The organism is Nostoc sp. CALU 1950 (assembly GCF_051172895.1).
Lineage (GTDB): Bacteria > Cyanobacteriota > Cyanobacteriia > Cyanobacteriales > Nostocaceae > Nostoc > Nostoc edaphicum_A.
The window spans coordinates 1-19,399 of sequence record NZ_JBDNJQ010000161.1; the positions used below are offsets into that span (position 1 = coordinate 1).

20 protein-coding genes are annotated in these 19,399 nt (G+C 42.0%); 15 read left to right on the forward strand and 5 right to left on the reverse strand.

From position 1 onward, the window contains the following. Positions 1 to 280: 280 nt before the first annotated feature. Both ABF638_RS30390 and ABF638_RS30395 read left to right on the forward strand, forming a co-directional pair. Complete coding sequence (locus ABF638_RS30390) at positions 281 to 517, forward strand: hypothetical protein (RefSeq protein ID WP_435026588.1); 237 nt, start codon at positions 281 to 283, stop codon at positions 515 to 517. 22 nt (positions 518 to 539) lie between these two features. Beyond that, positions 540 to 893, forward strand: a complete 354-nt coding sequence (locus ABF638_RS30395) for a type II toxin-antitoxin system PemK/MazF family toxin (protein WP_435026589.1) — start codon at positions 540 to 542, stop codon at positions 891 to 893. On the opposite strand, the gene ABF638_RS30400 is transcribed toward ABF638_RS30395, so the two are convergent. Beyond that, positions 867 to 1,139, reverse strand: a complete 273-nt coding sequence (locus tag ABF638_RS30400) for a hypothetical protein (protein ID WP_435026590.1) — start codon at positions 1,137 to 1,139, stop codon at positions 867 to 869. The genes ABF638_RS30395 and ABF638_RS30400 overlap by 27 nt on opposite strands. A gap of 444 nt (positions 1,140 to 1,583) precedes the next feature. Between ABF638_RS30400 and ABF638_RS30405 the strand changes: the two genes are divergently transcribed. Beyond that, positions 1,584 to 1,850: an HNH endonuclease signature motif containing protein gene (locus ABF638_RS30405; protein ID WP_435026592.1), complete on the forward strand. Its 267-nt coding sequence runs from the start codon at positions 1,584 to 1,586 to the stop codon at positions 1,848 to 1,850. Between the two features lie 151 nt (positions 1,851 to 2,001). Here the strand turns inward: ABF638_RS30405 and ABF638_RS30410 are convergent, their stop codons facing one another. From ABF638_RS30410 to ABF638_RS30420, 3 genes are read right to left on the reverse strand one after another with little or no spacing between them, the layout of a single operon-like run. Next, a complete protein-coding gene (locus ABF638_RS30410) occupies positions 2,002 to 3,405 on the reverse strand; it encodes an NAD(P)(+) transhydrogenase (Re/Si-specific) subunit beta (protein ID WP_435026593.1) in 1,404 nt (467 codons plus the stop codon). Continuing rightward, on the reverse strand, positions 3,402 to 3,695 hold the full coding sequence (locus tag ABF638_RS30415; RefSeq protein WP_069071329.1) for an NAD(P) transhydrogenase subunit alpha: 294 nt from the start codon (positions 3,693 to 3,695) through the stop codon (positions 3,402 to 3,404). Before ABF638_RS30415 ends, ABF638_RS30410 begins: the two co-directional genes overlap by 4 nt. A gap of 32 nt (positions 3,696 to 3,727) precedes the next feature. Next, positions 3,728 to 4,894: a Re/Si-specific NAD(P)(+) transhydrogenase subunit alpha gene (locus tag ABF638_RS30420; RefSeq protein ID WP_435026594.1), complete on the reverse strand. Its 1,167-nt coding sequence runs from the start codon at positions 4,892 to 4,894 to the stop codon at positions 3,728 to 3,730. A 761-nt stretch (positions 4,895 to 5,655) separates the two neighbouring features. Between ABF638_RS30420 and ABF638_RS30425 the strand changes: the two genes are divergently transcribed. The 12 genes from ABF638_RS30425 to ABF638_RS30480 all read left to right on the forward strand — a co-directional run bounded on the left by ABF638_RS30425 (position 5,656) and on the right by ABF638_RS30480 (position 16,016). Continuing rightward, positions 5,656 to 6,168: a DUF2808 domain-containing protein gene (locus ABF638_RS30425; protein ID WP_435026595.1), complete on the forward strand. Its 513-nt coding sequence runs from the start codon at positions 5,656 to 5,658 to the stop codon at positions 6,166 to 6,168. A gap of 138 nt (positions 6,169 to 6,306) precedes the next feature. Next, the gene (gene rpmH, locus ABF638_RS30430) at positions 6,307 to 6,441 is read left to right on the forward strand and encodes a 50S ribosomal protein L34 (RefSeq protein WP_094350876.1); all 135 of its coding nucleotides are present in this window, start codon (positions 6,307 to 6,309) and stop codon (positions 6,439 to 6,441) included. A 25-nt stretch (positions 6,442 to 6,466) separates the two neighbouring features. Beyond that, entirely contained in the window at positions 6,467 to 6,889 is a 423-nt protein-coding gene (gene rnpA, locus ABF638_RS30435) for a ribonuclease P protein component (RefSeq protein WP_435026596.1), read from the forward strand. Next, positions 6,876 to 7,268, forward strand: coding sequence for a PH domain-containing protein (locus tag ABF638_RS30440; protein WP_435026597.1), 393 nt, complete (start codon positions 6,876 to 6,878; stop codon positions 7,266 to 7,268). The genes rnpA and ABF638_RS30440 overlap by 14 nt, the downstream gene beginning before the upstream one ends. A 161-nt stretch (positions 7,269 to 7,429) precedes the next feature. Beyond that, positions 7,430 to 8,581: a membrane protein insertase YidC gene (gene yidC, locus ABF638_RS30445; protein ID WP_435026598.1), complete on the forward strand. Its 1,152-nt coding sequence runs from the start codon at positions 7,430 to 7,432 to the stop codon at positions 8,579 to 8,581. Further along, positions 8,578 to 9,105: a protein jag gene (locus tag ABF638_RS30450; protein WP_435026599.1), complete on the forward strand. Its 528-nt coding sequence runs from the start codon at positions 8,578 to 8,580 to the stop codon at positions 9,103 to 9,105. The genes yidC and ABF638_RS30450 overlap by 4 nt, the downstream gene beginning before the upstream one ends. Before the next feature lie 146 nt (positions 9,106 to 9,251). Further along, the gene (locus tag ABF638_RS30455; protein ID WP_435026600.1) at positions 9,252 to 9,779 is read left to right on the forward strand and encodes a YceD family protein; all 528 of its coding nucleotides are present in this window, start codon (positions 9,252 to 9,254) and stop codon (positions 9,777 to 9,779) included. A gap of 189 nt (positions 9,780 to 9,968) precedes the next feature. After that, positions 9,969 to 11,930: an ATP-dependent nuclease gene (locus tag ABF638_RS30460; RefSeq protein WP_435026601.1), complete on the forward strand. Its 1,962-nt coding sequence runs from the start codon at positions 9,969 to 9,971 to the stop codon at positions 11,928 to 11,930. 25 nt (positions 11,931 to 11,955) lie between these two features. Continuing rightward, positions 11,956 to 12,117 (forward strand): hypothetical protein, encoded by a 162-nt coding sequence (locus ABF638_RS30465; RefSeq protein ID WP_435026602.1) that lies wholly within the window; start codon positions 11,956 to 11,958, stop codon positions 12,115 to 12,117. Beyond that, entirely contained in the window at positions 12,114 to 13,625 is a 1,512-nt protein-coding gene (locus tag ABF638_RS30470) for an AAA family ATPase (protein ID WP_435026603.1), read from the forward strand. Before ABF638_RS30465 ends, ABF638_RS30470 begins: the two co-directional genes overlap by 4 nt. A 295-nt stretch (positions 13,626 to 13,920) precedes the next feature. Then, the gene (locus tag ABF638_RS30475; RefSeq protein ID WP_435026604.1) at positions 13,921 to 14,388 is read left to right on the forward strand and encodes an SH3 domain-containing protein; all 468 of its coding nucleotides are present in this window, start codon (positions 13,921 to 13,923) and stop codon (positions 14,386 to 14,388) included. A gap of 200 nt (positions 14,389 to 14,588) precedes the next feature. Beyond that, on the forward strand, positions 14,589 to 16,016 hold the full coding sequence (locus ABF638_RS30480) for a peptidoglycan-binding protein (protein WP_435026605.1): 1,428 nt from the start codon (positions 14,589 to 14,591) through the stop codon (positions 16,014 to 16,016). Between the two features lie 25 nt (positions 16,017 to 16,041). Here ABF638_RS30480 and sbcC read toward each other — a convergent pair whose 3' ends face one another. Continuing rightward, entirely contained in the window at positions 16,042 to 19,068 is a 3,027-nt protein-coding gene (sbcC, locus tag ABF638_RS30485) for an exonuclease subunit SbcC (RefSeq protein WP_435026606.1), read from the reverse strand. Between the last annotated feature and the right edge of the window lie 331 nt (positions 19,069 to 19,399).

The following is a 19,399-nucleotide window of genomic DNA, read 5'->3' on the forward strand; positions in this document are numbered from 1 at the left end:
GGGGGGATCAAAAGTGCCTAAAGTTACAGAGAGAAACTTTTCAAACATCCTCTTACATCGTAAAGATATTTATCGATATTTTCCAAAGTAAGTCAAATTAGTTATTTTGTGGAATTTTAGCGATCGCTCTTTTTGACGAACCACAGAGGCGCAGAGAACACAGAGGAAAAAGAGAACGAGAGACGCACTCGCATTTGCCTACGCACTGTGGAGATTTTTTAGGCGATCGCTTATTATAATTTCACTAGCATTAGTAATATAAGTTGCTTTATGAATTAATATGGAAACTAAAGAAATTCTCCAAGCACTACCAAACCTGAGCATAAGCGATCGCCTGAAGATAGCTGAATCAGCCCTGCAATTAGTTCTTCAAGAAAAACACTCACTTACCAAAGATGAGCAAAAACGCCAATTAACACTAGCGGCAGTGACAGCTATTGCAGATTATGCACCTGGTAGTGAATTAGATATATTCTCTGACTTAGAGGGAGAAGACTTTTCCGACTATCCAGATTAAGACTTCCACAACTCAGGAAATTATGTACAGAGGTGAAGTCTGGTTGGTTAATTTAGATCCAACAGTAGGGACAGAAATTAGCAAAAAACGTCCTTGTATCATAGTCAATGATGATGCTATTGGGATTTTGCCTTTGAAGGTTATTGTCCCAGTTACAGATTGGAAAGAAAGATATGCTGTTAGACCTTGGATGGTGCGACTGGAACCAAGCACAGAGAACAGTTTAGCTAAAGTTTCTGGTGTAGATACTTTTCAAATACGTTCAGTTTCAGAAATAAGATTAGTCAGAAAACTAGGTCAACTCTCCGACTCAGAAATGCAACTTCTTTCTCAAGCATTAGCTGTTGTCTTAAATATTGCTTACCCAACACTTTAGCGATCGCTTTTTTTTACGAACCACAGAGGCGCAGAGAACACAGAGAAAGAAGAGAGCGATCGCACACTGGAGATTTTGCAGGCGATCGCTCTTTTTAACGAACCACAGAGGCGCAAAGAACACAGAGGAATAGTGATCGCACCGTGGAGATTTAGCGATCGCTCTTTTTAACGAACCACAGAGGCGCAGAGAACACAGAGTCAGAAGAGAGCGATCGCACGCTGAAGATTTTGCAGGCGATCGCACTTTTTAACGAACCACTCCAGGTGCAGAGAACATGAGGAAGAAGAAATAACAGGCGATTGCTTGGCGAAGAGTTTATTAGGTGATTGTTTTTACGTAAATGTACTCAGGCTAGCTTTAAGCTATCGCAGAGGCATAGAGAGAAGTCTGAGCAGAGGCTTCCTTAAATCAGAAGTTCAGTGGAAGACAAAAATAATCTTTTTTTGACATTATCTACTGAACTAATGACAGTAAATCTGCTATAATTAAATGATTAAGTACACGTCACCCGAAAAAAGATTGGAAATCAAAATTGTGATCTTATTAGACACTGTTCATTCCAAAAGTTAATTTCTTACCTGGTTTATGGGAACGTGTATTTAGATTAAAATCTATTATTTTATATAAAAAATGACTAAAAATACTGTTACTTCATTGGTTTCAAAAAGAATCAGAAAAATTTATCTTGTGGTTAAACGCGAGGCAGTTTGGAAAAAGGCTATGCCTGTTACAGGCTTAAATCCAGATATCTGGCGGCAAGACCAATGTGGAGCATTGATTTATAAAAATGAATATGGAAATCGTCGATCCCTTTATGGATGGGAGATTGACCATATAACACCAGAATCTAAGGGAGGTAAAGATCGCCTATCAAACTGGCGTCCTCTCCAATGGCACAACAATGCTAGTAGGCAAGCAGGACGACTGACTTGCCCAATTAAATCTTTGGTGTAGACAAAGTTTAATACTCTTAATCTTTAACTAAAAAACTTGCCTTAGGAATATCAAACCCTCAAGGCAAGCTAGCTAACTCTCTAATTTTTTCTTTACTTTACGCCCTTATCTACAAGACGCTCCGCGAAGGCATCTTCGCGGTTCATTCCTCTTAAAGTTGCTTCACTTCCGAAACCAACTTCGCCACCATATCCTTAGCACTACCAAAAAGCATCGTAGTTTTATCCTTGTAGAACAACTCATTATCTACACCGGCAAAACCCGTACTCATCCCGCGCTTAATTACAATCGTCTGCTTCGCCCGATCTACTTCCAAAATCGGCATACCATAAATCGGGCTATTTGTATCACTCCGCGCCGCCGGATTTACTACATCATTTGCCCCAATTACTAAAGCCACATCCGCTTGATCGAACTGGGGATTAATATCATCCATGTCGTACAACTGGGTATAAGGCACATTTGCCTCCGCCAGCAACACATTCATGTGCCCCGGCATTCTCCCAGCAACGGGGTGAATGGCATACTTGACATCAACGCCCATTTTTTCTAACTGATCTGACAATTCCCGGACGCTATGTTGCGCTTGGGCTACTGCCATACCATAACCGGGAACAATTACCACAGAACGGGCATAACCCAACATCATCGCCCCTTCTTCAGGATCGATACTGCGGACGCTTTGATCGGTTGCACCACCACTAGCAGCACCACCTGAACTAGAACCTGTACCAAAAGCGCTGAACAGCACACTAAATAAGGAGCGGTTCATCGCCTTACACATAATTTCGGTGAGGATTAAGCCAGATGCTCCTACCAAAGCACCAGCGATGATTAACATATTGTTCATCACCACGAATCCAGCCGCCGCCGCCGCCACACCTGACAAGGAGTTCAACAGCGAAATTACTACTGGCATATCGCCGCCACCAATTGGGATGACGAACATCACGCCCAGCACCAATGAAACGCCAACCACTCCCAAGAATATGGGTAAACTATCTGGTGTGATGATTAAGTAGGCACTACCTACTATATAAGCACCCAGAAGCAAGAGGTTAAATGGTTGCTGGAATGGAAATGTAATCGGGGAACCGCTAATTAAACCTTGCAATTTGGCAAAGGCGAGAAAACTACCTGTAAAGGTAACACCACCGATTAACACATCCAACAGCATGGAAATGTTCACATCAAGAGGTATCGCTTGAGAACTATCTAACAACCGCCAGAATTCGGCAACGGCTACTAATGCAGAAGCCGCACCGCCCAAACCGTTGAGTAAACCCACCATTTGGGGCATTTCGGTCATTTGGACTTTGTAGGCAACGATCGCACCAATTCCCGATCCAATCGCCAAGCCTAACAATATCATCTGATAGTTCAACACATGCTGATCGAGCATTGTTGCTGCGATCGCCAGTAGCATCCCTACAGCCGCTACAATATTACCGTTTCTCGCTGTAGCAGGTGATCCCAGCTTTTTCAAGCCCAGAATGAATAACGATGCAGCGACTAAATACGTCAGCTGAATGCCAGTTGGTAAAAAGTCGCTCACGCCTTAATCTCCTTCTTCTTGAACATTTGCAACATTCTGTCTGTCACTAAAAAACCACCCACAACGTTGATTGTCGCCAGTATTACAGCAATCAAACCGAGAATTACTGACACGCTTGTGTCTTTTGCACCAGCAGCTACTATTGCTCCAAGTACCGCAATCCCAGAAATAGCGTTTGAGCCTGACATTAAGGGTGTGTGTAGAGTCGGTGGTATTTTGTTGATGACTTCAAAACCGATAAAAGATGCCAAAACAAATACAAACAAAGCAGCAAGTAATGCCTCTGTCATGAAATCAAAACTCCTTGTGTTAATTTAGGCTACTAGCCTGCTCCAACGCCGCTCAAAGCTTGTAGCGCATCCCGCACTCGTTGATTGCGAATTTCACCAGCGTGGGTAACGCAAGCTGCATCAACGATGTCGTCGCTAAAGTCCACCTGTAAAGCTTTGTCTTTAATTAGCAATTGCATCAACGAAGTTACGTTTTTGGCATACAATTGGCTGGCGTGAATTGGCATCGATGATGGGAGATTGATGGGGCCGATAATTGTCACACCGTTCCACACAATATCTTTACCTGGTTCAGTGCAGGCGCAGTTACCACCCTGTTCAGCAGCCAAATCCACAATCACTGAACCTGGTTTCATTTGTGCCACCATTTCTTCTGTGACGAGGCGTGGTGCTTGTCTCCCAGGTACTTGAGCGGTGGTAATCACCACATCAGAATTTTTGATGTGTTCAGCGACAACTTCCTGGGTGCGTTGTTTGCTAGCCTCAGAAATTTCCTTGGCGTAACCGCCAGCAGCAACAGTTTCTTCGTCTAATTTGACTTCAACAAATTTTGCCCCTAAGCTTTGCACTTCTTCTTTGACGGCGGGACGAATATCAAAGGCTTCTACCACTGCTCCTAAACGTCTAGCGGTGGCGATCGCTTGCAATCCAGCTACACCAGCGCCCATAATAAATACTTTCGCTGGAGCGATCGTACCTGCGGCTGTGGTTAACATCGGGAAATATTTCGGTAATGCAGCTGCCGCAATTAGTACTGCTTTGTAACCTGCTAATGAAGCTTGCGAGGACAAAGCATCCATACTTTGCGCCCTGGTAGTACGGGGAATCATCTCCATACTCAAAGCTGTGACTTTCCGATTTGCCAGTTGCTGCGCTACAACAGGATTTCCCAGAGGATTGAGGAAGCTGACTAATACAGCCCCTTCCTTTAATAAATCAATTTCTGAGCGTCCATCTTCTCGTTCTTGCGGTGGGCTGACTTTCAGCAGAATATCTGTTTCGCCCCATAATTTGGCAGTATCGCTGATTATTGTGGCTCCTGCGGTTTCATAGGCAGAATCACTGAAAAATGATCGCTCTCCTGCACCTGCTTCTACCCAAACTTCCAAACCTTGTTTTACCAATCGGGTAACTGTGTCAGGAATTAATGCCACACGACGTTCACAAACTTCAATTTCTTTAGCAACTGCTATTCTCATGAAATCTCCTGAAGATAAATACCTAATCTCTGCCAAGTAAGCGGTTGTCCAGATGAGGCGTGTCCCGCACTCATAGTACTTAGGCAGGAACATCAGCCATGAATTTTACTTGTAGATTGAACCTTGAAACTTTCCTCTCCCACTCTTAGCTCTCCAGGCAAAGCCTGACTTTGCCGTTCGCAGATGTCATATTTTCAGATAGTTGCAAACAGGGTTACGTATTGCACATCCTAAATTGATTCCCAAATTTTGCATCTTTATCTTCAGCTTATTTTCGGGATTGAGAAATTTTGGTATTCCTTTCTTATAGAGTAATATTGACCGAATTTTGAAAGCTTTATAATTTCCCAATCAAATTTTAATGATTACGACTTCGATTCCAACTTATTTTAATCAATTTAGCCCAAGTTAACTGGCGATCGCTGATGGCAAGGCTCAATTTTTATAACAAAATTATCAAATTTAGATACACTTATACATATTTGGAAATACAATCTAATCCCAACTGTGTTTCTATCTAGTTAAAATTTGACCAACTTAGTAATCAAATCAGGACTCTGCAAGGGTAATGAAGTATATTCAATAATATGTTAAATTTACTACTAAGTAGTTTTACCGCCGCCCCCAATTTCAGGGAAGATGGCACTTTTTGTTGAAATCCAACGTCCATTGTCAGGAAGTCAGTAGTAAAGTTTAGTAAAGAATACTAACACAGAGTTATTTAGATAACAGATTTATATTTTGGTAGAGGAAGCCTGATTATGCGACGTTTACTTTCTGCTTTAGCCGTGACTAGCTTTGTGGTTACTGGATTACCAGCCTTGACTTGGGCGCAAAGTTTACCCGGATTTACGCTGTTTAGCGGCGTCAAAGCCGAAAACCAATTGCCCTTTCGGTTAGATTTTGGTGGGCAAGCTAATGGTTGGGATCGTTACATACTGAGAATCCCAGCCAAAAGAATGAAGTTGGCAGTTGGTCAATTTGCCATTAACTACCCTGATTATTACAAAGGAACTTTTGACCAGAAAAAAATTGAAGTCCGAGTCAAAGGTAAAGCAGTTCCGCTTTCTGAGGTGAAGTGGGACAAAGAAGGTAAACTGATTAATATTTTTCCCCAAGAGCCTGTACCAGCAGGTAGCCCAGTTGAGGTAGTCTTATCCAACGTGAAAAACCCATCCTTCGGCGGAGTTTACTATTTTAATTGTCAAGTGCTATCCCCTGGCGATGTGCCACTACTGCGCTACATGGGAACATGGATTTTGAGCATCAATTAAGAGTGGGGAGTGAAGAAGGGAATAGGTTACAGATTATTCCCTATCATCTCTCCCCTAATCCCAATTCCCAATTCAATGATAAAGTGATAAAATTAGAGATTGTGAGTTTTTATAAAAATCACCTAAGAGGAGAACAGTATGAAAAGAACACTGGGCGGCACTAGCCGTAAGAGAAAAAGAACCTCTGGTTTTCGCGCTAGGATGCGGACACCAGACGGCAGAAACGTGATTAGCGCCAGAAGAAGAAAGGGACGTCACCGTCTGGCCGTTTAGGGCATATCAAGCTAAAAGAGCATCTGTGGCTTTGCCCAAAGCAAATCGGCTAAAATCCCGAAAGGATTTCCAGGCAGTTTTCCGGGAAGGAATTCGGCGTCACGGCTCTTACTTGACATTAAGAGCCTTAAAACCGTTGTGTTCATCAAAACCTTCTTTGGACACTGCCACCCAGACTACACAAATAATTGACTCAGCACATCTTGTCAGCACGCGGATTGGCATTTCCATAAGTACAAAAGTCAGCAAAAGGGCAGTGGTTCGCAACCGCATCAAACGGCAAATTAACGCTGCTTTACACAATTTGCTGCCCAAATTATCACCAGGATGGCGGCTAGTGGTCATTGTCAAACCCACAGCAGCAGAATCTAAGTGCGTAAGCCCACAATTTCTGCAAGAATTAGAGCAGTTGTTGGCACAAGCCGAGGTGTTCGATGGGAATTCGTGAAGACGTATATTATGAAGGTGGTCCCCATATTGGGGATTTAATTGTCAACCTGCTAATCGGGCTAACCATTGTCGGGATACCGTTAACAGTCGGGGCAATTGTCAGGGCATTGTGGCTGCGTTTCCGCATCACCGATCGCCGAATTACAGTAACGGGAGGTTGGCAAGGGCGCGATCGCACTGACGTAGTTTACTCAGAAATTGTCAAAATCGTCAAAGTTCCCCGTGGCATTGGCTTGTGGGGAGATATGGCGATAACGCTCAGAAACGGCAGTCGTCTTGAATTGCGTGCAATTCCCAATTTTCGGGAAGTCTATGACTACATTAACGAAAGAATTGCTGCGAAAAATCCCGAATTTAGCGCTACTGCCAACAAGTGATGGGAGTAGAGAGAGCAGGGGGAGATGACCCAATGCCCACTGCCCCATGCCCAATTCCCTATTTGAATGTGCGGCTATCCGTAGCGAAAGATAGTCGCCGACAAATCATGATTTAGATAAATTAGATTCAGTTTACAGTACCTCAGGTTGAATTCAGAATAATGGATTTTGGTATCGGCTTTCTCTCGAACAACGTGATGCTGCCAATCATAGATTTTTTCTATGGTATTGTGCCTAGCTACGGATTAGCGATCGTTGCTTTGACCTTGATAGTCCGCTTCGCGCTCTATCCCCTGAGTGCTGGCTCAATTCGCAACATGCGGAAGATGCGAATTGTACAACCTCTGATGCAGAAGCGGATGGCAGAAATCAAAGAGCGCTATAAGGATGAACCGCAAAAGCAGCAAGAGGAAATGGTTAATGTCCAAAAAGAATTTGGCAACCCTTTGGCAGGCTGTTTTCCATTACTAGTGCAAATGCCGGTCTTGTTTGCGCTGTTCGCCACTTTGCGGGGTTCGCCTTTTGCAAGTGCGAACTACAGCGTTAACCTGCAAATCTTTCCCGCAGAACAAATCGAACAAATTCAACCGCAAGCCTTTGCTACTGCTCCTCAAAATATTTACGTTGCAGATGGGGAACACGTTAAAGTAGCTGCAATCATTCCCAGCGGAACCAAACTAGCGGTGGGAGAACAAACCAAGATACAGTATCAGACTGTTGAGGGTAAACCATTTCAGGTTCTTTTAGCAGAACACCCAGAAAATAAGCTGATTCCTGATTGGAAAATTACCAAAGGTGAAGATAGGGTAAAAATTGATGCTGATGGCAATGTAGAAGCCTTGCAACCAGGAGAAGTGACTATCCAAGGAACAATTCCTGGATTAGCAGCAGAAAAAGGTTTTCTATTCATTGATGCTTTAGGCAGGGTTGGCGCACAAGATCCAGATGGCACAATCCACTGGGATATCGTCGCCATGATTGTCTTCTTTGGGATCAGCCTTTATGTTAGCCAAATGCTTTCCGGGCAAAATTCCAGTGGTGGCAATCCGCAGCAAGATACAGTTAACAAAATCACCCCAGTCATCTTTTCTGGAATGTTTTTGTTCTTTCCCCTACCAGCTGGGGTGCTGATGTATATGGTGATTGGCAATATTTTCCAAACCGCACAAACTTATCTTCTCTCCCGCGAACCTCTACCAGAAGAACTGCAAAAAATTGTAGAAACCCAGGAAAAGGAAGCAGTAGTCACAGAACAAAAGGCATTGCCCTTTGAACCAAAAAGTCCTAAGAAAAAGGCGACAGGGGGATCATGAGCGACATTGCGATGCAGCGAGGTCAGCAGTGGTTAAAAACCCTGCTGGAACTCACTGGAATACCTGCTGAGATTCAGGGTCATTTAGAAACTGCCCAATCTCAAGATAGCGATTCCCCAGAACCAGATAACTACTGGTTGACAATTGACCAAACAAATTTAACCTCAGAACAAATCCAAGTATTAATTGGTGTCGATGGTTCTGTGTTAGATGCGATGCAGTATCTAGCAAATTCAGTTTTAAACCTGAGCCAACCCCCAGAAGAACAAGCCTCTTACACCATTGAGTTGAATGGCTACCGGGTTAAAAGAGAAGCCGAAATTCGCGCATTAGCAGAAGCAGCAGCCGATGAAGTGCGCTTTTCTGGTAAAGAAGTGGAAATCAAATCTCTTAGTTCTGCTGAAAGGCGACAAATCCATACATTCTTGAAGGAATTTGGAGATTTGGAAACCTTCAGTCGCGGTAAAGAGCCGCATCGTCATCTAGTTGTGCGACCAGCTTCGTTGGAAGAAGTTAGGGGTTAGGAGTTAGAAGTTAGGAGTTAATTGAAAGCTCATGACTATATAATTTCAAAATTTCTCTTGTTCCTAAAAGCTAAAATAAAGATGTAGCATCAGTACAACTACTGCTAATAAATGTTAATTTTAGTGAGCATATCTCACAAAATCCTATGGACGCAATTTATATTCCGCAGCTAATTAGAGCATCGGAGCGGACAGAGGAAGTTCAGGTTAATGAATTTCTGCCTGGTCTGGAAACGTTGACACCAGTTCGTGGCCATGTGCGCGTGCAGCATAATGGCACTTACCTGGAAGTGTCCAGTCAGGCAGAAACAATTATTACTTGTACCTGCAACCGCTGCTTGCAGCAATACAATCGCCGCTTAGGGATTGATACGAAAGAAATCATCTGGTTAGACGAAACTGCAAATCAGCTAAATGACTTGCCCTTAGAAAGGGAAGTAGTTATGGAAGAGTTGCTGGAAAGCTTACCGCCTGATGGTTATTTTTATCCCAACGAATGGCTGTATGAACAGATGTGCTTGGCAGTACCCCAGCGGCAGTTATGCGATCGCAATTGTCCAGGTATTCCTGCAATTACTGTTGATAGTTCTGATAGTCCTGATAGTTCTGAAACTCCAGTTGATAACCGTTGGGCTTCTCTGGAAGCTTTGAAAAAGCAACTTCCGGGACAGTAAGACGGGTTACGCCGCAACACTTGTTCATTTTAAGTCTTACAACTTATGCAGTAGTTTACTAAGCTAGTCTATGACGTTTACATGGAAACCCGGCTTCTCTAAGAGACCGGGTTTCTTCGGTTTTATATACTTGGCAAAAAAAGTTAAATTGCGAATAATAGAATTAACTAAGTCAATAAATAATACAAAATGTTTATTAAGAAACTGGAAGTATTTAACTATAAGTCATATCTCGACTCTGGGGTAATGGAATTTTCACCAGGTATTAATATTATTGTTGGGCGAAATAATGCAGGTAAAACATCTTTACTTGAAGTGCTCTCACTGGATTTTGATAATTATCCTCATAGAAGTATAAAAACATTACCAAATAAGGTTTCTATAATAAAAGAAAATAAATCTAAAGTAGAAATTATTTGGCAGATTAAGACGGAAGAAGTCCGAAACTTTATAAAAGATTGGTCTCCTAATATTGGAATACCTGCACCCAGAAAAGTGTCTTTTATTGGCCGTGAAAATCACCAACAAGATGATCAACCACTAGATCAAGAAGACTATTATGATAGATTGATGGAATATGTAAGTGAAGCATTAAGCAACTTTAAAAATAAATTAAAAAATCAAAAATTATTGGAAATAAAAATATCTTTATATTCTAATAGAGCAATGGATGATATTAGTTTAAAAAAGTTACTTAATTTTGAGTCATTTGAAGCAAAATTTAATAGTAAATGTTTCTATAGAATTGAATATAATAAATTGGAAGAAATTTCGCTATCATTAGATGTCGAAACACAAGAAGATGATGCTTCTATAGTAAAACCTCGTCAGTATGAAGCAGAAATATATGAAAGTATAGGTTACAAGATATTCAAAATATTTTTAAGTCGGATTTATAGATTTAAAGCTGAACGATTAAACGTTGCTATTTGCAAATTTGAAAATAATACTGAACTCAAATCAGATGCTTCAAATTTGGCTGAGGCAATATGTATATTGCAAGGCAAGAACCCAGATATGTTTGCTCAATTTAATAAATTAGTTTCACAAATTTTAGATGAAATAAAGTGGATTTCTGTATTACCTAAAGATAATTTAAATGTTGAAATTATAGTTTGGACTACTAAAAATCTTCGCAGGGATGATTTATCAATTTCCCTCTCATTATGTGGAAGTGGAGTTAGCCAGATACTAGCAATTATTTACATTTTAGTTTCCTCAGATGATCCAAGAACCATAATTATTGATGAACCACAATCATTTTTACATCCAGGTGCAGCTAAAAAACTTATAGAAACTCTTAAACAATTTCCACAACACCAATATTTTATTGCTACTCATTCACCAGATATTATCACAACTGCTAATCCTTCTAATATTGTAAAGCTCCAATATCAGGATAGTGAAACAAAAACATCAGTAATAAATACAAAAGAGATAGAATCACAAAACAAAATTTTAGCTGAACTTGGGGTTAAGTTATCCGACGTTTTTGGTGCTGATAGTATTCTCTGGGTAGAAGGACAAACTGAGGAGAAATGTTTTCCAATGATATTGGAGAAAGTGGCAAAAAGAAGATTAATGGGTATAAAAATTTTATCTGTCAATAGCACTGATGCTCTTTTGGATGGAAAACGGTCTGACCTTGTTTTTGATATTTACAAAAAACTCACAACGGGAGCAAGCCTGTTTCCACCAGCCGTTGGATTTATATTCGATAGAGAAAGTAAAACAGAAACAAAGATTCAAGAACTAGAGAAAAGAGGTGTGACCTTTTTACGCCTACCTATGTATGAAAATTATCTACTTGATCCTGAAGCTATATCGATCACAATTAATGAAGAAGCTAAATGGCTAGAAACACCTATCAGCCTTACTCAGGCTCAGGAATATCTTGACAAAATTAAAGAGGAAAAATCCTATCTGCTTCAAGGTGTAAAAAGAGAAGAAGTTTTAGAGAATAATTGGTTATCTAAGATTCACGGTGCAAATATACTTGAAAGTATGTTTCAAGAATTATGTGACAATAAATTGGAATTTAGAAAAACTAAACATTCTTATAAACTTACAGAATGGCTAGTTGAAAATAAACCTGATTTATTGTCTGAACTGGCTGAAGAATTAGAAAATACCTTACATAAAAGTCACTAATTATTTTTATACTCATTATCTAATTATGTTTACCATAACAGAGCGAGCGCTCACTCTTGATGAATATCTCACATGGAGCGATCGCACTGGCAACCGCTATGAATTGGTAGATATTGGTTTTTTAGTTGTTAGAGGCGATACAAACCTGAACAATGAGAGAATAACAAATAACCAAAGCCAAATATGAACTTCCGTGAAGAGTTTAAACTGCTGATACGCGCCCGCTACCCTTTGATTTATATTCCCACTTATGAGGAAGAACGGGTAGAAGCAGCTATCCGGGAAGAAGCAACCAACCAGGGTAATCGCCCAGTGTATACTTGGGATTTTGTCGATGGCTACCAAGGAAACCCCAATGATGTTGGGTTTGGGCGACGTAACCCGTTGCAAGCTTTAGAATTTATCGAAAAATTACCAGCTTCCGCGCCTGCGGTATTGATTCTCCGAGATTATCATCGCTTTTTAGATGATGTAGCGATCGCCCGCAAACTCCGTAATCTGTCCAGACTCCTCAAGTCGCAACCAAAAAATATCGTATTACTCTCACCACGCATCGCTATCCCTGACGACTTAACCGAAGTGCTGACAGTCGTCGAGTTTCCCTTACCCGCCGCCCCAGAAATTAAAACTGAGGTAGAACGCTTACTACAAAGTACTGGTAACTCCCTTTCTGGCAAAGTTTTAGATGACTTAGTGCGCTCTTGTCAAGGACTTTCGATGGAAAGGATTCGCCGGGTTTTGGCAAAAGCGATCGCAACCCACGGTGAATTGCAACCAGAAGACGTGGATCTGGTTTTGGAAGAAAAGCGCCAAACTATCCGCCAAACCCAAATCCTGGACTTCTACCCCGCCACTGAGCAAATTTCTGATATCGGTGGACTGGATAACTTGAAAGATTGGCTGATTCGTCGGGGAGGCTCATTTACAGATAAGGCGCGACAGTACGGATTACCGCACCCCCGTGGGTTAATGTTGGTGGGTATTCAGGGAACTGGTAAATCCTTAACGGCAAAAGCGATTGCTCATCACTGGCATTTACCCTTGTTACGTCTAGATGTGGGAAGGTTATTTGGTGGTTTGGTGGGTGAGTCAGAATCTCGGACTCGCCAAATGATCCAAGTAGCTGAAGCCCTCGCACCCTGTATTTTGTGGATTGATGAAATAGATAAAGCCTTTGCTGGACTTGGTAGCAAAGGTGATGCCGGAACAGCCAGCCGTGTGTTTGGCACTTTTATTAACTGGCTAGCTGAAAAAAGCTCACCTGTGTTTGTCGTCGCCACCGCCAACGACATCCAAGCTTTACCGCCGGAAATGCTCCGCAAAGGGCGATTTGATGAAATTTTCTTTGTGGGATTGCCCACTCAAGAAGAAAGAAAAGCAATTTATGATGTTCATTTATCCCGACTGCGCCCCCATAACTTGAAAAGTTATGACATCGAAAGATTAGCTTATGAAACGCCTGATTTTTCTGGGGCAGAGATTGAGCAAACTTTAATTGAAGCAATGCATATTGGATTTAGCCAAAACCGCGACTTTGCTACGGATGATATTTTAGAAGCAGCAAGTCAGATCATACCCTTGGCGCGAACTGCCGTAGAGCAAATTCAGCAACTTCAAGAGTGGGCTGCTGCTGGGAGAGCGCGTTTAGCATCGAAACACAATCCTTTAAGCGAACGCCTCCGGCGGACTACATAAAGACATTCAGCAGTCGCTACAATAATGAGTTAGTCAAAAGTCCCTAGTCAATAGTTAATGATGAATTATTATGGACTTTTGATTCTTATACGGATAGGTTACATTGCTTCTCTACTCGTAAATCTTGAGAGCCAGATCAACGTCACTCCCCTTAATGGGTAAAATACGCACGTGACTGGCTCACCTTGACCAAATAATTACTAATTCGTAATTAAGAAGGTACAAGCCCCTTATCAGTGCAACTACGAATTACGAATTATGTTGATCCTTGACTCTTAATAATCAGGTTTTAACTATGTTGTCTGGCTTAACAAAGTTTATCCTTGGGTTTTTCTTAGCGATCGCTGTCTTAATCGGTGGCGGTGCTGCAATTGCCCTCTATTTTATGAATCGCACCGGCATACCCCCTGCCAAACCGGTTTATTCCAACGATAGTCCCTCGGTAAAAGCCCAAGCTCCCAAAGCAACTCAGGCTCAATTGTCTCCAAGCTCAACTTCTACTCCCACAGAATCGCCTAAAGCTACCCCAACAGCAAAACCATTGCCATCAGGAGCTTACCGAGGGCGTGTTACTTGGGCTGATGGCTTGAGTTTGCGATCGCAACCAAATCAAGAAGCTGAACGGATTGGTGGGGTTGCTTTTAATCAAAAAATTATTGTCTTGGAAGAAAGCGGGGATAAAGGCTGGCAAAAGATTCGTTTAGAAGGTAGCGAACAAGAAGGTTGGGTGAAAGCAGGTAATACTGAAAAAGTTGATGAATAATTATGTATGGGGAATGGGGAATGGGGAATGGGGCATTGGGCATGGGGCAAAACAGTTCCGAGCCAAGAAGCGAGATTTCTCACTCAGCACTACTACTCCCCACTCCCCAGGACAATTACTTGTAAAGAATCATACGAAAAGTAATTATTACACAGAGAAAGTAGTATACTTTTTTATAGTAATCAATTTAAAAAAAGCAAGTGAAAACAGGGGTAGATAGCTATTTAATCAAGCTCGCCTCAGTCTACGAGGCATCCGAAAGCATCAAGGTTGTTCCTATCGTAGTTAATTTCAAATTTTTAAATTGGAAAAGGTTATCTACTGGTGCTGCAATACGTCTTTTGTCTGTGGCACTGATTACGGGGCTTCTGAGTATCGCTGGGCAAGCTTTAGCACTTCAGAAAATCGGAAGTAATGGCGCTGAAGTTACCAGTAACCAGAGATGTTTAAAAAAATTAGGCTACTTTAACGGCCCGGTAACAGGTAAGTTTGCTAGCCTGACTCAAAATGCTGTCATTAAATTCCAACAAGCCAATAGGCTACCTGCTGATGGAGTTGTGGGTATTAATACTCAACAAGCCTTGCAACGAGCCTGTCAGAGTAGAGCTTCTAGTAGGACTACTAGTGGTGCAGTTGGTCAATACCCTACTCTCTCTCAAGGCAACACTGGTGCAGCAGTTACAAGGTTGCAACAGCGTTTACGGCAGTTAGGCTACTTTAATGCTAATCCCACTGGGAATTTTGGACAAATTACTAAAGATGCTGTAATTGCATTCCAGCGAAGTTACCGCATATCTGCTAATGGGATTGTGAATCGACAAACTTGGAACGCACTACTGGGTTCCTCTCCAAGTACAGCTAGATCAAGTCTCTCGACTCAGCAGGTGAGAGAACTCCAAGTACGTTTGCAGCAGCTAGGTTTTTTTAATACTAATCCCACTGGGAATATTGGCCCAATGACTAGGGAAGCTGTCATCCAATTTCAGCGAAATTATCGCTTACCTGTTGATGGCATCGCCAATGCCCAAGTTTTGGAGGCAGTACGTAGAGCCTCGACTAGTGGATATCCTACTCAACAACCAGCCAGAAGTTATTTGACTGTAGGCGATCAGGGAGAGAATGTCAGATTAGTTCAAGAGCGTTTGTGGCAGTTAGGTTTCTCTAATACCAATCCTGATGGCTTTTTCAACGATTACACCAGAGAATCGGTGATTGCATTCCAACAATCTTCTCGAATTAATTCGACTGGAAATGTAGATTGGCAAACTTGGCAAGCATTAGGGTTGAATAACTCGACTGGGGGCGATTATGCTGAGACTAATAGTTATTTACCTCCTACTAATGACTATGTAGCACCTCAAACTCGCTATTTACCTCCCACTAATAACGTAGTGCGTGTTACCAATGGCAATACATTAGTTGCTAACAATCCTTACAGAGTAATAATTCCAATTTCCAATAATGATACTCTGAGTAAAGTACAACAATATATACCTAATGCTGTTACAGAGCAATCCAGTCTAGGGGATTATGTGAATGCTGGGGCATTTAGCGATCGCGCTCAAGCAGAAACCCTATCAAAAAAGCTCCGTTCATTAGGTCTGGATGCACGGGTAAAATTCAATTAACTAATTCGTAATTCGTAATTCGTAATTAAATTGACAAACTCAACTGCGAACCTTCTTGAGTTTTATTAACCTCAATTCTGGCTTGGAAAGCTTCTTTGAGATGGGGCATATGAGTGACAGTGAGGATGCAGGCAAAATCGGAGGCGATCGCATTAATCGCTGCAATCAAGCGATCGCATCCTTCGGCATCCTGTGTACCAAAACCCTCATCTACAATCAACAATTGCAACGCCGCCCCCGCCCGTTGCGCTAATAATTTCGCCAAAGCCAAACGGATGGCAAAGTTAATTCTAAAGGCTTCCCCACCAGAGTAAGTTTCATAAGATCGCGTTCCTCTAGAATCGGCGATTAAAATATCTAGGGTGTCTATTAGCTTGGCATTTTTCTTTGTTGATTTAGCACTGCGTCCAGCTTTTTGAGTAATAAATTGTACATGAAACTGATTCCCACTCAACCGCGAAAGCAGCTGATTTGTTTCAGCTTCCAGTTGTGGCAACACATTCTCAATCATCAGTGCTTGGATGCCATTTTTACCAAAAGCTTGCGCTAATTCCTGATAAACACGATATTCCTGCTTGCAAGATTGTAATTGCTGCTGCTGTTGTTCATACTGAGTTTGCAACGTTTCTAATTGATGCGCCAGCTGTTCTAAACGCCCCAACTTGGCAATTTGCTCATCAAGTTGCCGTCTGCGGATTGCTAACTGCTGCTCTAAAGCTTGAATTTGGGCAGATGGGTTAGCTGTTGCTTGTAGTTGCTGAATAATGCTTTCGATTTGTCCGCCCAGTTTTTGCCGTTCGGTTAATCTGGCGCTTCTGGATTCTTCTAACTCTTGCAACCTCGTCTGGAGTTGCGGATACTGTTGCTGGGCTGATAGCAGTTGTTGATATCGTAAATGCCAAGATTGAGCTTTCTTTACAGCCATACGCAGATTGTTGTGCTGCTCGGAACTGTAGCCAATTTCGGTAATATGACGCTCAAGAGCCGCGATTTGTTTAGCACATTCAGAATCAGTCTGATCATGCTGGATTCTGACTTGTAATTGAGCAATTTGGGATTGTAATTCTGGTTTTCGGGCTAATAGTTGCGCTTGTCGCTTAGTAGCATCTTTAATCTGCCCTTGTTTAATTTCTGCCCATCGCCACCGCTCAACTTCACTCCGGGCGAGGGCATGGTCTTGTTCATTATAATTGGCTTGTTGCAGATATTGGTCTAGTTGCCGGAGTTCGGCTTGTTTATCAGGAGCGTAATCACCAGCTTGGAGCGATCGCTCTAAATGCTGTTTTTCGGCAGCAATTTGTTGTAACTGTTGTTGTACATCGGTTGTAGCTTCTAACTGTGCTGCCAACTGTCCCCGCTGTTCGCGTAAACCATCGTAGCCCGCCAACTGTTGAGAAATTTCCCGATATTCCTGCCTAAGTACTTGAATTTCTCGGTCAGACACAGCCATTTGTTCTCGCACTACCCAAAACTGCCCTTGAGTATCCTCCAACTCAGCCTGGGTTTTTTCCACTACCCGACTCCAGTGATGTTCGTCTAAAGGACGCTCACATAATGGACAAAGTGCTTCAGGATTTTGGAGCATAAGCAATTTCTGCTCTAATTCTCCTAGAAGTTTTTCATAGTCCCGTTGATGAGCTTGCAGACGTTCAATAAAGTGCCGCCTTTCTTGCCCTTTTTCTTGGACTCGTTGCAGATAAACCCGCTTTTTCTCCAGTTCCTCAATTTGGATTGCCACATCCATCACCGCTTGTTGCAGTTGCGGTTGGCGGCGGTGCTGGCGTTGCAATTGGTTCTCAGTACTTTGGAGTTGTTCGAGTCGCGCTACTAAACCAGCATGAGTGCGATCGAGTTGGCTTTGTAAAGTTGCTCGTTGTTGCAACAACGGAGTAACTTGCATTTGCAGTTGATCTAGACGAGCAACATGGTGACGGGCTGCGGCTAGTTGTGACAAAGCAGCTTCTACTTCACCTGATTTAGTTAGAGTTTGCTGAATATCTCGCTCTTGTTGCTGCAAAGCTTCTAACTGCGCTTGGGCTTGTTGCAGTTGCCGTTCGATTTCGTGAATTTGTTTGGTAAGCTGTTGTTGCTTTTGTTGGCGATTCTGTTGAGCGCGGGTGTATTCTTCAAATTTGACAGCAAAAGCTTCTTCTTGAGATTGGAGACTTTGATATTGGGCGTATCCAGCTTTAATCTCAGCTTCTTGGTGTAATATTTTTTCTAAATCTGATAGCTGAGAGCCAATAGCTGATTGTTCTTGTTGGAGGCGATCGCAATCTTGGGTAAGATTTTGGTATTGCTGCTTTACAAAATTGAGTTGTTGTTCCCAACTTTGGCGCTGGTGCTGGACAACTTGCAAACTTTGTAATTGAATATTATCAAAAGCTTGCACCTGTTGCAGTTGGTTAAGTTCGGCTTCTAACTCCACTCTTTGGGCTTGAGTTGTCTCGCGTTGTTGCAGCTGAGTTTTTATCGACTCCAAAGAACGCTCTAACTCTACTGCCTGTGCTTTAAACTGACGAGAAGATTCCTTAGCACGTTCTTCCAAATCATCATACTGATTGAGTTTTAACAACTCCGCTAAAATTTCTTTGCGTTCCGTGGGACGCTTGAGCATGAATTCATCTGCACGACCTTGACGTAAGTAGGCAGAATTAATAAAAGTATCATAATCGAGCTTGATGTGTTCTAAAATCAAATCTTGGGTTGCTCTTACCCCTTTGCCAGTGAGTGAGCGAAACCCAGATGGTATTTCTATTTGAAATTCGAGGACGCTAGTACCTCCCCGAATTCGGGTACGAATCACCCGATATTTTTGCTGGTTACTTTGAAAAGTAAAATCAACCCGAACTTCTTTAGCACCAGAATAGATAACATCATCTTCAACAGTGGCACGGCTTTCACCCCAAATCGCCCAAGTGATTGCTTCTAAAAGAGAAGATTTACCCGCACCATTGGAACCACAAATACAAGCCGTATGCAAACCGCCAAAATCTAAAGTTGCATCACGGTAACTAAGAAAGTTTTTGAGGATAAGTTGTACTGGGATCATTCACGCTATGGCGCCACATCTACTTTTAATAATTAACAGTACAGATGCACTGTTTGTTAGTTTAGCTATCTAGATATCAGGTTTCTAGTCTTGAATACATCAATTTTACAAAAATTAACAATATGATGAGTGAATTTTTCTTGTTGAATGAAAAAGTTTTACTATATTCGGAGAAAAATGAGACTCTCCTGGAAGCTTATCGTTATTTCTTTCAGTTGTCTGAGAGGAAAACATGAAAAGAAGAGTTGCTCTCAGTTAAGGCAAGAGACGCGATGAATCGCCGTCTCTACAATAATCAGTCTTTTGTAGAGACGGCGATTTATCGCGTCTT

What these genes read in the sequence shown, in the direction of transcription:
- ABF638_RS30390 (WP_435026588.1), top strand. Translation starts at nt 281, where the DNA reads ATGGAAACTAAAGAAATTCTCCAAGCACTACCAAACCTGAGCATAAGC.
- ABF638_RS30395 (WP_435026589.1), top strand. Translation starts at nt 540, where the DNA reads ATGTACAGAGGTGAAGTCTGGTTGGTTAATTTAGATCCAACAGTAGGG.
- ABF638_RS30415 (WP_069071329.1), bottom strand. Translation starts at nt 3,695, where the DNA reads ATGACAGAGGCATTACTTGCTGCTTTGTTTGTATTTGTTTTGGCATCT.
- ABF638_RS30420 (WP_435026594.1), bottom strand. Translation starts at nt 4,894, where the DNA reads ATGAGAATAGCAGTTGCTAAAGAAATTGAAGTTTGTGAACGTCGTGTG.
- ABF638_RS30425 (WP_435026595.1), top strand. Translation starts at nt 5,656, where the DNA reads ATGCGACGTTTACTTTCTGCTTTAGCCGTGACTAGCTTTGTGGTTACT.
- rpmH (WP_094350876.1), top strand. Translation starts at nt 6,307, where the DNA reads ATGAAAAGAACACTGGGCGGCACTAGCCGTAAGAGAAAAAGAACCTCT.
- ABF638_RS30440 (WP_435026597.1), top strand. Translation starts at nt 6,876, where the DNA reads ATGGGAATTCGTGAAGACGTATATTATGAAGGTGGTCCCCATATTGGG.
- yidC (WP_435026598.1), top strand. Translation starts at nt 7,430, where the DNA reads ATGGATTTTGGTATCGGCTTTCTCTCGAACAACGTGATGCTGCCAATC.
- ABF638_RS30450 (WP_435026599.1), top strand. Translation starts at nt 8,578, where the DNA reads ATGAGCGACATTGCGATGCAGCGAGGTCAGCAGTGGTTAAAAACCCTG.
- ABF638_RS30455 (WP_435026600.1), top strand. Translation starts at nt 9,252, where the DNA reads ATGGACGCAATTTATATTCCGCAGCTAATTAGAGCATCGGAGCGGACA.
- ABF638_RS30460 (WP_435026601.1), top strand. Translation starts at nt 9,969, where the DNA reads ATGTTTATTAAGAAACTGGAAGTATTTAACTATAAGTCATATCTCGAC.
- ABF638_RS30465 (WP_435026602.1), top strand. Translation starts at nt 11,956, where the DNA reads ATGTTTACCATAACAGAGCGAGCGCTCACTCTTGATGAATATCTCACA.
- ABF638_RS30470 (WP_435026603.1), top strand. Translation starts at nt 12,114, where the DNA reads ATGAACTTCCGTGAAGAGTTTAAACTGCTGATACGCGCCCGCTACCCT.
- ABF638_RS30475 (WP_435026604.1), top strand. Translation starts at nt 13,921, where the DNA reads ATGTTGTCTGGCTTAACAAAGTTTATCCTTGGGTTTTTCTTAGCGATC.
- sbcC (WP_435026606.1), bottom strand. Translation starts at nt 19,068, where the DNA reads ATGATCCCAGTACAACTTATCCTCAAAAACTTTCTTAGTTACCGTGAT.